Here is a 12,333-nt window from a genome sequence, read left to right as displayed (position 1 = left end):
GCAACTGGTCATCAGATTACCAGCCACGAAACGAATGAATCGGCATCGTGGCTGCCATCTGGTGGCTATAGCACGTTGGTCCCACCCGGTCCCATCCCGAACCCGGAAGTGAAACGACGTTGCGCCGATGGTAGTGTGGCGATAGGCCATGCGAGAGTAGGTCGCCGCCAGAACTTGATGGTCCCCATCTCCGAATAGGAGATGGGGATTTTTTTTGCCCTGAATTCGGGAGGTGAGGGTGGAGCGATGACGTGAGCTGGACCAAGCGGGACGGAGGTGGAGAAATAGGTCGTATAGGGCCTATGGCACTTATTGAGAAGCGGCTGAGTTGCTTGGCGTGTGTGCGGCCAAATTGGCTGTTGACGGTTGAGGTTAAGTAACCACACTCATGCGCGGCGCGTTGTCTTTATCGGGCGGCGCCGACACCCTTGAAATCTCTGATTTTTCCATCAGTGCTGCGGTTCGCAGATTGGTGGAATGCAAACTCCCACCTGTTTCACTTCTTCATGCCATTCTCCGACGATTACGGTTCTGCGGTCCGTGAGGGCCTTCAGCTTTGTGGGGTCGACAAACTGTTCCTTCAGATCCACGACGCCAGTTTTCCATCCAAGCCGGGAGAGGACATCGGACGGGGATCTCCTTATTCGGAGGGGGCGATGGATTTTTTGCGGTTCACGCATCACGTTGGGTTCAATGGAATCCAGCTCGGTCCACAGGGCGCGACGGCCCGCGATAACGCATCGCCTTATGATGGTACGGTGTTCAGTCGCAACCCGCTCTCCCTGCCGCTGGCGGCTCTTCTGGAGTGGGAGCTGCTCAGTCAGGAATGGATTGATGAAAGGGTGAAACGTGAGGAGGCGACTCCTGGGCGTGTGTCTTACGCGGCAGCCTGGGAGCTCATGGACGAGGCAATCGCAACAGCGTACGCCGAGTTCGCGAACAACCGGGACCGACATCGGGTTTTGGCGGCAAGGCTTGAGCGTTTCCGTGAAAGCAATTCCGACTGGCTCGAACGCGACGCCCTGTATTACGCACTCTTCGAGGCCAACGGTCGCAAGAGCTGGCGCGACTGGCCTGATGATGGGAGTGGCCGGCCGGATCGCCTGTTGTTTTCCGATGAGTCGGAGGTGCCTCGAGCACGCCTGGACGAGCTGCGAAGGGATCATGCGGGTGCGATGGAGTGTGCTGAGTTGGTGCAACTCCTGGTGCATGACTGTCATTTGGATCTTCGTCATGAGGCGTCACGCGTGGGGCTCAAGCTTTACGCAGATCTTCAAATCGGCCTCTCGAATCAGGATTGCTGGGCGTACCAATCTGCTCTGGTTGATGGCTATTATATGGGGGCGCCTCCAAGCCGCACGAACCCAGACGGCCAACCCTGGGGGTTTGCTGTGCTCGATCCTGCGAAGTATATGACCGAGCGCGGGCCGGGGGCGGCACTCATGTTGGTTATCGAGAGGTTGCGCAAGCTCTACGCTGAGTATGACGGCATCCGTGTGGACCATCCTCATGGATGGGTTTGTCCATGGGTCTATCGTTCGGATATCGAAGATCCATTCGAGGCTGTGAGAGGTGGTGCGCGGCTCTTCTCGAGTCCTGACCTGCCCGAACACCCGCGTCTTGCTGAGTTTGCCATACCAGAGGCCCATCAGTTGGATCGCAGCCAGGAGCGGCATACGGAGCGGTGGGTCGCGGAGCTCACTGAGGAGCAGATCGACCAGTATGCGAAGGTGTTTACGCGCATCGTGGCGCCGGATGCGAGCAGTCGTCAGCAGTTGGATCTCGTGTGCGAAGTCTTGTCGACTTTGCCGTACCCTCTGAAGTGTGTGCTCGACCGGTTTGGGTTGGGACGGTTTCGGATCCTGCAAAAGGTGGATCCTGACAACCCGACGGACGTCTACCGCAGCGAGCTGGCTGAGCCTGTTGATTGGATCATGTTGGGGAACCACGATACCCCGCCGATCTGGCAACTGGCACGCGAGTGGACGGAGAAAGGAACCGCTGTTGCGAGGGCGACCGACCTTGCTCGTCGACTTTGCCCGAAGGATCATGACCGGCAGGCCTGGATCTCCAAGACGGCGAGTTGCCCAGCTGAGCTGGTACATGCGCTTTTTGCGGATCTTCTCATCAGCCGGGCGCGGAGCATCATGGTGTTCATGAGTGATCTCTTCGGAATCGAAGAGCCCTACAACGTGCCGGGTACCGTGAACGACATCAATTGGACGCTGCGGGTCCCTCGCGATTTCGAGTCAGGTTATCGGGAAGATGCGCTACAAGGCCGCGCGCTCAACCTACCGCGCGCGCTTTGCATCGCGTTGCGCTCACCTGCACTTGATCTTGGAGGACACGATCCTGAAGAACTCATTCAACAGTTGGAGAAGTTCGCCGGTGAGCGGAGCCTTCAGGATATGTGACGCTTGTTCAGCGACGAAAAAAGGGAGCATGCGGACTGCATGCTCCCTTTGTGATTCCGGCGTGATCGTCGGGGGTGTTTTGATTTACGCGGCTTCGTCTGCGGCTGGCTGCTGTTCTTCGTCTGCGGCGGCCTTATCGGTGGTGATGATGACGGTGGTGGCCTTGTCCTTGGTGAGGGTTTCCTTTGCCATGGCGTTCACCTCCTCCAACGTGACCTTTGAGTAACCGTCAGGGAACGTGCGCGCCCAGTCGATCTGGTGAGCCTTGTGCTGTGACCCATTGAGAACCGATCCGAGCCAATAGCTATTGGAACGCACAGCTTTGGTAACCAATGCGAGGGCTGGTTCGCGAGCGCGCTCAAGCTCTTCAGCGGTGGCACCGTTTTCAGCCAAGTCGTTGCCGATGGCGATGAGGCGCTCGGCGATGTCGTCGGTGAGTTTAGGGTCGACTTGAATGAAGGTCATGAGTGTGCCGTCATTGATCCAGAAGCGGGAGTCGCTGAAGCCTGCTTGTGGGCTGTAGGCGTCGCCGGCTTTTTCGCGGATCTCGACACGTAGGCGGTCACTGAGGATGTCTCCGAGAAGTCGGGCAGTGCGCGATTTGTGGATGTCCTCGTTTGGATCAAGTGGCCAGTTCACGGTGACGAGTCCTTTTGGCAGTTTGCTGTCCAAGTGGAAGGTCTTGCGGTTGGACTCTGGAGATGGCACTTCGCGCGCTTCGGCATTGACCGACCAGCTCCATGGGCGGGTTGGCAGGGCACCGAAGGTTGCTGCGATTTGTGGGATAATCGATTCCACATCGAAGTCGCCAACGATTGAGAGCTCGATCGATCCGTCGCTGAGTGGGCCGCTCAACCAGGCTTTGACGTCTTCCATGGTGTAGTCGTCGAGCACGTCGGTGGATGCCAGGCCGAAGCGAGGGTCGTTGCCAGCCAGGAAATGGGCTCCCTTGGTGGAGAGGATTCCTTGTGGAGTTGTTTTGAGCTGGGCGGTGAGCATTGGGAGCATGTTTCGGATCATGCGCTCCGCTTCATCGCGGTAGCCCGGGTGCTGAATGTAGGCGACCATCAGTTTGAGTTGGTCCTCCATGTCTTCCGGTGTGGTTTTTCCGGCGAGAACGAAGGCGTCTTCGTCTACGCTGAGAGCGGTTCCGATTTTCTTGCCTGCGAAGATCCGCTGGAGCTCATCGACGGGATGCGCTTCCAGACCGCCGCCGTTGAAGAATCCGCTGAGAATCATCGAGAGTCCGGGCTTGTTCTCCGGCTGGACAACCAAGCCGCCGGAGATGCGTGCGGTCAGATTGACTTCGTTCTTGGCGAAGTCGGTCGACTTCAAATTGACGCGTACGCCATTTGAGAGCTCGAGCTGGGTGATGCCGAGGTCTTCGATCTCCGTGCGCTTGGTGACGGTGCCTGGCTCGCCAAGGTTATCGTAGGCGAATGCCGAGGTTTCGGTCTCTGCTGGCGCGGTGACTTCGTTTTGAGTCACGGCAGCGAATTGCTCCATCAGCGCAGCTTCCTTGCCTTCGACTTCTTTTGGTGAGGTCAGGTTGATGGCGAGGTTTGGTTCACTCCATGCTTTGACCAGTGCTTGGTGGGCGATTTCCGGACTCATCGAGCCGATCGTGGCCTTGAACCATTCGAGGTTGGATTCCGGGGTGGTGAACACTTTGCCGTCGTGGATCGAGCCGGTGAGTGCAACCGCCAACGAGTCTGAGTGACGTGTGCTTTTGCTCTTTACTGCATCTTCGAATGAGCGGCCGAGGTTGGCCACGACTTCGTCATATTCAGCCTGGGTGAACCCGAACTCCAGCGCGCGGCGGAGTTCGTTCTCCGCGACCTCCAGAGCGCGCTTCCAATCGTGATCCTTGGCGGTCACTGAGATGGAGTTCATCTCGGCGGTTTCCATCAGTTCGTACGATGAGACAGAGGCCGAAGTGAAGCCGGCATCCTCTGATTTGGCGAGTACGCCGAGGCGTGTGTTGAGCATCGCGGTGGCAAGGTTCAGTGGGAGCCTGCGTGTGCGGTCCGCGACGCTATCGCTATGATGCTGGTAAGGTTTGATCGAGGTGATGTCGACGCTGGTCGACTTGAGCTCGTCGTCGACGATCACGGACGGCTGCGGTTTCTCGAAGACGGTGATTTGGCCGAGTTCTGGATCGGGCTTGCGTTCGGTGAGCGGCTCCATTTTGCCGAAGAGTTCGCGGATCTTGGCTTCGATCTTGGCTTCATCGATGTCGCCAACGACGACGACCGTGGTGCGGTCTGGTGAGTAATTGTCTTCGTAGAACTCAACGAATCGCTCGCGAGGTGCGCCTGTGATGACTTCTTCCGTGCCGATAGGGAAGCGCTTGGTGACGCGGGCTTCTGGCAGGAGGTTCTTGAACTGTTGTTCCATGACGCGGAACTCCACCGAGTCGCGGTCGCGCTTTTCGGCGAGGATAACGCCCCGCTCGTGGTCGATTTGTTCTTCGATCAGGGACATGCCGTCGGCCCAATCGGCGATGACCAGCATGCCCTTGTCGACGAGCTCCTGATTGTTGTCCGGGAGGTCGAGCATGTAGACGGTTTCGTCGAAGCTGGTGTAGGCGTTGAGGTGCGCGCCGAACGAGATGCCGTTGTTTTGGAGGAAGGTGACGAGTTCGTCTGGCCCGAAGTGCTCCGTGCCGTTGAATGCCATGTGCTCAAGGAAGTGAGCGAGTCCCTGCTGGTTATCGGCTTCGGCGAGGGATCCTGCGTCGATATGGAGGCGCAGCGAGACGTGGTTTGGAGGCTCGGTGTTTTTGAGGATGGCGTAGCGGACGCCGTTCTCGAGTTTGCCGAACTTGATCGCAGGATCGACCTGAAGGTCCGACGTTTCGTGCGGGAAGAGAGGGGGCTGCGGCGGCTGGTTGGCGTGTGAGGCGAGCGTGCTCGCAACCAGACAGACCGCGGATGCGGCGAGTGTCTTGAGGATGCGAGGGGTCGGGCGTTTTCGGCTGTTCATAAATCGTGGATCAAATGGGGCTTTCTAGAGCAAAGCTATGTCTAGCAGTAATGGGATACGCATTGGAAGTACGATTGCTCATGCGTAACGGATTAGGGGCGAATATGATGAGAGAAATTGTCTCAAATTCTTGTGGTTCTGTCTGATTCAGACTCCGGAGATGTGCGGTGGCAAAAAAAAAATGAGGCGCCCGACAGCGAGTGTCAGGCACCTCATGGTGAGTTTTGGATCTGTCAGCCGATGGCTTAGATCGAGGTCGCGTTTTCGAGCGATGCCGCCACGAATCCGGAGAACAACGGATGCGGGTGGTTCGGGCGCGACAGGAATTCCGGGTGGAACTGAGCCGCCACGTAGAATGGGTGGTCCTTCAGTTCGATGATCTCGGTCAACGTGTCATCAGGCGAGGTGCCGGAGATGACGAGGCCAGCCTTTTCCATCTGCTCACGGTAGTTCTGGTTGAACTCGAAGCGGTGGCGGTGGCGTTCGCTGATGGTGTCGGTGCCGTAGAGTTTGCGAGCGATGGTGCCGTCCTTGAGGTCGGTGACCCAAGTTCCGAGGCGCATCGATCCGCCCTTGGCTTCGACTTCTTTTTGCTCTTCGAGCAAGCAGATGACCGGGTGCTCGGTGTGCGGATCGAATTCGGTGGAATTTGCTCCCTCAAGTTCACAGACATTGCGAGCGAACTCGATGGTCGCGATCTGCATGCCGAGGCAGATACCGAAGTAAGGGATCTTGTTTTCGCGTGCGTAGCGGGCGGCGAGGATCTTACCTTCGGTGCCTCGGTCGCCGAAGCCACCTGGAATGAGGATGCCGTCGATGTTGCTGAGGTGCTTCTCCGCGCCGTCGGCCTCGAGGTCCTCGGCGTCGATGCGCAGGACTTTGACGCCGGTGTCGTGCTCGGCGCCTGCGTGGGTGATGGATTCGTAGATCGACTTGTAGGCGTCCTGGAGTTCGACGTACTTGCCGACCACGGCGATGCGGCAGGCATTGCTTGGGTGGATGACGCGGTTGACGAAGCTGCGGTACTCGCGGAGGTCCGGCTCAGGTGCCTCGATGCCGAGCTTCTCGCAGACGAGGTCGTCCATGCGCTGGTTGCGTACAGCCAACGGGCACTCGTAGATCGAGTGGTCGACGTCGCGGAACTCGATCACCGCGCGGCGCTCGAGGTTGCAGAACATGGCGATTTTCTCACGCACTTCGAACTCGATGTCGTGCTCCGAGCGGCATACCACGATGTCCGGGGCGATACCAATTTCGCGGAGCTTGGCAACCGACTGCTGGGTCGGCTTGGTCTTGAGCTCGCCTGCGGCTTTGATGAAAGGAATCAGCGTGACGTGCATGAAGAGCACGTTTTCCGGTCCCACTTCGTGGCGGAACTGACGGATCGCTTCGAGGAATGGAAGACCTTCGATGTCACCCACGGTGCCACCGATTTCTGTGATAATGATGTCGCCTTCCATTTTGCGGGCGACTTCGTGGATGCGGTCTTTGATCTCGTTGGTGACGTGAGGGATGACCTGCACGGTTTTGCCGAGGTAGTCGCCGCGGCGTTCTTTCTTAAGAACGGTTTCGTAAACCTGGCCGGAGGTCAGGTTGTTGAGGCGGGAGAGACGGCACGAGGTGAATCGCTCGTAGTGGCCCAGGTCGAGGTCGGTTTCCGCACCGTCGTCGAGGACGTACACCTCACCGTGCTGGAATGGCGACATGGTGCCAGGGTCGACGTTGAGGTATGGATCGAATTTCTGAAGGATGACGCGCTGGCCCCGGAGTTCGAGGAGGGTTCCGAGACTTGCTGCGGCGAGGCCTTTGCCAAGAGAACTGACGACTCCACCGGTTACGAAGATGTATTTCATGGGATGTGCGGAATGCTGAGCTGGTGAGGTGATAATGGTTCGGGAGGGGGCCTGGTTCAAGAAAGGGATGGGTCGGCTGCGATGAGGGCTTCAATAGTGGCGACTTGCTCTGGCGTATCGACTCCTGGAGACTCATCGTCGGTCGTGATTACCCTGATGGTAATGCCATGATCGAGCGCCCGCAATTGTTCGAGTGCCTCAGATTGCTCTAATGGCGATGGTGGCCACGTGATGAAGTCGAGCAAAAGCTTGCGGGTGTAGGCGTAAATCCCCTTATGATGCAATGGACTGGCGGCAGGAATGACGGCGCCATCGCGGTTGTGTGGGATCGGGCTGCGGGAAAAATAAAGTGCGTCGCCAGTCGCATTTCTGACCACTTTGACCACATTTGGGTCTAAAAAGCGCTTCATGCCGGCTTCGGTGGTGGTGTCGATGACGTTGGCCGCGGTTGCCATCTGGAGCGACGGATCGGTGCGCAGCAATGAGGCGAGTTCATCGACCAGTGCCGGATCGATCATCGGCTCGTCTCCCTGGACATTGACGACGGCGTCGACGTCCGGGTTCTTTTCCATCACTTCGGCGATGCGATCTGTACCGGATGCGTGGTCGGCGCGGGTCATGGTGACATCCGCACCGAAAGCGGTGGCGGCATCGGCGATGCGCTGGTCATCGGTGGCGATGATGACGCGGTCGATGGACTGGCACTGTCGGCAACGCTCCCACACGCGTTGGATCATTGGTTTGCCGGCAATGGGGTGGAGCGGTTTGCCAGGGAATCTGGAAGATGCCCAACGCGCTGGAATCACAGCGGCAATGGTCCCCGGGGCTTGTGACGGTGCGGCGGACGGGGAAGCAGTCATGGTAGAAAATACGATTCAATGCGTGGGTGGCGGATCCGGCGGGATCCGCACTCAGTCAATCCGCATAGTTCTACTGAATCCCATGTGATGCACAAACAGAATCTTCGGTGGATCGGGTGCAAAATTCATCCAAATCCGCTGCGACCTAGGCTTGCCAATTGGTCCGATTCTCCACATTCTGGTGGGCATGTTACGTTCATTGATGAATCTACGGGGGGCGAAGGTGGTGGTCGCGAGTGTGGCGGTGGTGGGAACGGCGATGGCCAACGTGACTCCAGCGATGGGCGCGGCGGACAGTCCGGATGAAATGGCGCCGGTGCAGGTGCTCGACCAAGTGGTGATTCCGGTGCCGCATGAGATTTTTGCGGTGCTTGATGATCTGGGGATCCGCAACTGGAAGGGCGTGGCGCCATTGCCGAAACGTCCGCAGCGGTTGTCACGTCCGCAGGCGGCGTTGGTGATGGGGGCAGTGGTGGCGGAAGGGTTTTTAGCGGTTCAGGCTTCGGATAAGAACGCGATCAAGGATTTGGGGCCTGAGGTTTTGGAGTTGGCCGAGATGCTGGGGGTGAAGGACGAAGTTGCCGGTCACGCGCGGGCGATGGTCGATGGATCGGACGCGGGAGACTGGGATTCGGTTCGGGCTGAGTTGGACAAGACACAGACGACCGTGCGTACCGCGATGGAAAAGTTGCAGGACGAAGAGTTGTCCCAGTTTGTGAGCTTGGGCGGATGGGTACGAGGAACAGAGGCGGTAAGTCATGTGATTCTCGACAGCTATTCCAACGAACGCGCGGAGTTGCTGAGACAGCCGGACTTGGCGGTGCATTTTTCCAAAGTGTTGTCCAACATGGGCGAGCGGGCGCGCCGGGTCGACGGGGTGCCGACGATGGAGAAGGCCCTGGTGCAGCTGCGCATTTTGATGAACAAGGAAATGCTCACGGATATCGAGGTGGCTCAGATTGAGCACATCTCCAATGAAGTGGTCGCTGCCATCTACGGTGCAAAGAGCGAAGCCAAGGGGGGCGAAGAAGCTGCGGAGGATGCTGCGGCTGAGAATGTGGAGGGGAAACCTACAACGGACAACCAATAACCACGGGAGTTGATCAGATGATAAAACAACAGAACAAACGGTCGAAATCTCACGGTTTTTCCAAGGCGCTTTGTTGCGCCGGTTGGCTCGCCGCAGCTGCGTTGAGTATTAGTCCTGCGGAAGCGGTGGTCGATGACGCCCATAGCTTCGCGTTGGAGGCTGCGCAGTCTTATGTCGAGGAGCAAGGGGTGCGGATTCGCTATGACTATGCGAGTGGCCGCTTGGAGAATGAGGAGTCCAGTCGTGTGGGATACCAGGTTTTCCGGGGCAATCGTTACTGGTTCTTCCTCGGGTCGTCGGAAGAGGGGACTGCTCTTGAGATGGAGGTGACCGATGTGGATGGCAATGTGATCGAGGGCGAGTTGAAGAAAGTGGGCGAGGCTTTGGTGTTCGAGTTTAAGCCTGAACGTACCATGTTGGTGGCTGTTAGGATTTCTGGTGTGGTGAAGGATATGGAGGGGTTCAACTGGGCGTTGGTCTATGGATATAAGACCGGCGGTGTGGTGAAGAAAGACGAGTGAGCGAGCTTAGGGCTGATGAATCATCATCCGGGCATCCGGCGGAGAGCTTCCGTTGGGTGCCCGGATTTTTTGTGCCGTCCAATACGCGGTGCCCGGTTGTTTTTGATGCACGGGGTTGAGGGGCTCAGGTTGCCTGCTGGTACGCCCGTCCTCATCAGGAAAAGCTCGTCAAGGTTCCTCCAATCCGGCCTTTAAATGGTGGTCATTGGTGGCAGTGCTACTGCACGGGGGCTAGCAAGCGTGCGAAGCGGGAGGCGAGACGTTTGTAAAAGGGCGCCTCGTTGAAGTCCGCCGCAGAGGCCTCGACGCTTTTCTCCAGGTCGGTCTCTAGCATGGTGGCAACTTGTGCAGCGAAGGTGCTGTCGTGTACCGCGATGGTGATCTCAAAGTTGAGCCGGAACGATCGGTTGTCGAAGTTGGCGGTGCCGACGCTGGCGAAGTCGTCGTCGACTAACAGCACCTTTTGATGAAGGAATCCGGGTTGGTAGCGGAACGTACGGATGCCCGCTTTCTCCATCGCGTCGAGGTAGGAGAAGGAGGATAGCCATACCAGCGTGCTGTCGGCTTCCTCGGGGATGAGGATGCGGACGTCCACGCCACGGAGCGATGCCAGTTGGAGGGCTGAGACGAATTGTTCGTCCGGAACAAAGTAGGGGCTGGCGATCCACAGTCTTTCGGTGGCCGAGTTGATGGCGTCGAGAAAGAAGAGTGTGCAGGTCTCCAGCGGGTCTGCCGGGCCGGTGGCGAGCGAGAGGACTTCCTGTTGTCCATCGGGAGCTGCGACCGGAGTCCAGTTCAGGTCGTAGAGAGCTTCGCCAGTGGCCCAGTGCCAGTCTTCGCCGAATGGGATCTGGATGCATTGAACGGCTGGGCCGCGAACGGCTACGTGGGTGTCTCGCCACGGGGACATTTCGGGGTCTTTGCCGAGGTATTCGTCGCCTACATTGTGGCCGCCGACAAAGGCGACATGACCGTCGACGATGACGATCTTACGGTGGTTGCGAAAGTTGAGCTGGAATCGGTTGGTGTCGCCTTTTTGGCTGTGGAAGCGCGAGATCTTCACTCCGCCTGCGCGCAGGTCGGTGAGATAGCTCTCCGGGAGGCCGTAGCTACCGATCTCGTCGAATAGAACGTAGACGCGTACGCCTTGCTTGGCTTTGGTGAGGAGCTTGTTCTTTAGTTGGGTGCCGAGTTCGTCATCCCGCAGGATGTAAAACTGCACCAGGATGTAGTCTTCCGCGTTGTCGATGGCATCAAAGATCGCGTCGAAGGTTGCCTCGCCGTCTATCAGGAGGTCGACTTGGTTGCCGCGGGTGAAGGGGAGCATCGCAAGCTTTTCAAGAATGGCGCCTCGGGGGCCGACATTGCGTGCCGCGAGCTCTTCGCTGCGCAGCGCTTCCATGAGTTGGTTTGCGGCAGGTTGGGTGGCGAAGGTGTCGTCGCGCCTGGCTACCACGTAGCCTTTGAATTCATCGCGGCCGAAAATCCAATATGCCGGCACTGTTCCGTAAGGGAATGTGTTGAGAGCCACTGCCCAGGCGATGGCTCCCTGTGCGGTGCGGGTGGTCATGATCGCATTTACCGACGAGAGGGCGCCGGCGATGTGAAATGTGATCACGATGGCAGTCGCGACGGTTTTCCTCTTCTTGGACATCCAGCGGGTGATCGAGCCGAGCACAGGCGTGTTACCTATCCATCGGGCGATAGAGGATCGGGCTTGTTTGGCACGGCTGGAGGTCATCTCAAGGTCCAGTGTGCCTGCCGTTCTGCTGGGTTGGCGAGTGTAAAAGAGTGGGGCGGAGTGGGTAGGCCGGTGGGGCCTGACCAGAGGGTGCGGGAAGGCGGTGGGGATGATCCAAGTACAAGTCCCTGATAATTCCGTGTTTTGTGGAGAATGTCGTTGACCGTGTGGGGCAAAGTGGGGATAAATGGGGCGCCGTGGAGGGATATGTGGAGTGCACCCACTCCTCCGCGCTGAGATCTCACCGTCAACACCTTGGAGCAAAGAGCCGTCAACCGTTTCAGCGGGGACTACCCGCGAACACTCGATGATAAGAATCGAGTGACGGTTCCGTCGTGCTGGCGCAGTAGCGAGGTTCCTTCGTTGTATGCCATTCAGCGTAAAGGGGATGACGGGAATTACCTGGTGTTGATGCCCAAGGACGAGTTCGACCGATTGGGTGATGACTCGGTTAAGAATTTGTCAGCGAAGGAAGCGCAGCGTTTCCGACGCATGTTTTTCGCCATGGCGAAGGAGTGCCCGATCGACAAGTCAGGTCGGGTTCTTTTGCCGCAGGGGATGGTTGGCGTGTTAGGCGACGACCGCGACGTGGTGCTTCTCGGAGTGGGAGCGCGCATCGAGGTTTGGAATGCGGCCAACTGGACCAAGTTGGTTGAGGACGAATCCGCTTCGTTCGATGCCATGGCCGACTCCCTTGGAATCTGATCTTTTACATTTTCAAATCCCCCCAGGCTCTTGCTTGAGCCCGTCCTGGCTGCGTCCCCGATCGCGGTTAGGGGCGGGGATCCTTTTCTCCTCACCATTCACTTCCTCACAACCTCAAACACAGATATCAAATGGGTACTATTGCCAACAGCGTCCGGCTCTCC

General features: G+C 58.1%; 8 protein-coding genes and 1 rRNA gene. 5 read left to right on the top strand and 4 right to left on the bottom strand.

Annotation, left to right across the window (positions count from 1 at the left end):
• Positions 1–57: 57 nt before the first annotated feature.
• Both rrf and G3M56_RS12575 read left to right on the top strand, forming a co-directional pair.
• A 5S ribosomal RNA gene (rrf, locus tag G3M56_RS12580) occupies positions 58–173 on the top strand.
• 333 nt (positions 174–506) lie between these two features.
• Complete coding sequence (locus G3M56_RS12575) at positions 507–2,414, top strand: 4-alpha-glucanotransferase (protein ID WP_164364257.1); 1,908 nt, start codon at positions 507–509, stop codon at positions 2,412–2,414.
• A gap of 84 nt (positions 2,415–2,498) precedes the next feature.
• Here the strand turns inward: G3M56_RS12575 and G3M56_RS12570 are convergent, their stop codons facing one another.
• From G3M56_RS12570 to kdsB, 3 genes are all read right to left on the bottom strand, one after another.
• Entirely contained in the window at positions 2,499–5,399 is a 2,901-nt protein-coding gene (locus tag G3M56_RS12570) for a M16 family metallopeptidase (protein WP_164364259.1), read from the bottom strand.
• A gap of 245 nt (positions 5,400–5,644) precedes the next feature.
• Positions 5,645–7,252 carry a CTP synthase gene (gene pyrG, locus G3M56_RS12565; RefSeq protein ID WP_164364260.1) on the bottom strand — a complete coding sequence of 536 codons (1,608 nt, stop codon included), beginning with the start codon at positions 7,250–7,252 and terminating at the stop codon, positions 5,645–5,647.
• Between the two features lie 56 nt (positions 7,253–7,308).
• On the bottom strand, positions 7,309–8,112 hold the full coding sequence (kdsB, locus tag G3M56_RS12560) for a 3-deoxy-manno-octulosonate cytidylyltransferase (protein WP_164364262.1): 804 nt from the start codon (positions 8,110–8,112) through the stop codon (positions 7,309–7,311).
• A gap of 187 nt (positions 8,113–8,299) precedes the next feature.
• Between kdsB and G3M56_RS12555 the strand changes: the two genes are divergently transcribed.
• Positions 8,300–9,202, top strand: coding sequence for a hypothetical protein (locus G3M56_RS12555; protein ID WP_164364264.1), 903 nt, complete (start codon positions 8,300–8,302; stop codon positions 9,200–9,202).
• 17 nt (positions 9,203–9,219) lie between these two features.
• Positions 9,220–9,723 (top strand): hypothetical protein, encoded by a 504-nt coding sequence (locus G3M56_RS12550; RefSeq protein ID WP_164364265.1) that lies wholly within the window; start codon positions 9,220–9,222, stop codon positions 9,721–9,723.
• A gap of 217 nt (positions 9,724–9,940) precedes the next feature.
• Here G3M56_RS12550 and cls read toward each other — a convergent pair whose 3' ends face one another.
• Positions 9,941–11,377: a cardiolipin synthase gene (gene cls / locus G3M56_RS12545; RefSeq protein WP_164364267.1), complete on the bottom strand. Its 1,437-nt coding sequence runs from the start codon at positions 11,375–11,377 to the stop codon at positions 9,941–9,943.
• Between the two features lie 342 nt (positions 11,378–11,719).
• Between cls and G3M56_RS12540 the strand changes: the two genes are divergently transcribed.
• Positions 11,720–12,169, top strand: coding sequence for a division/cell wall cluster transcriptional repressor MraZ (locus tag G3M56_RS12540; protein WP_164364268.1), 450 nt, complete (start codon positions 11,720–11,722; stop codon positions 12,167–12,169).
• Positions 12,170–12,333 lie beyond the last annotated feature (164 nt).

The organism is Sulfuriroseicoccus oceanibius (assembly GCF_010681825.2).
Classification (GTDB): domain Bacteria; phylum Verrucomicrobiota; class Verrucomicrobiia; order Verrucomicrobiales; family SLCJ01; genus Sulfuriroseicoccus; species Sulfuriroseicoccus oceanibius.
Note: the sequence above shows the minus strand (reverse complement) of the source record. Positions and strands in the feature narration are given on the sequence as shown.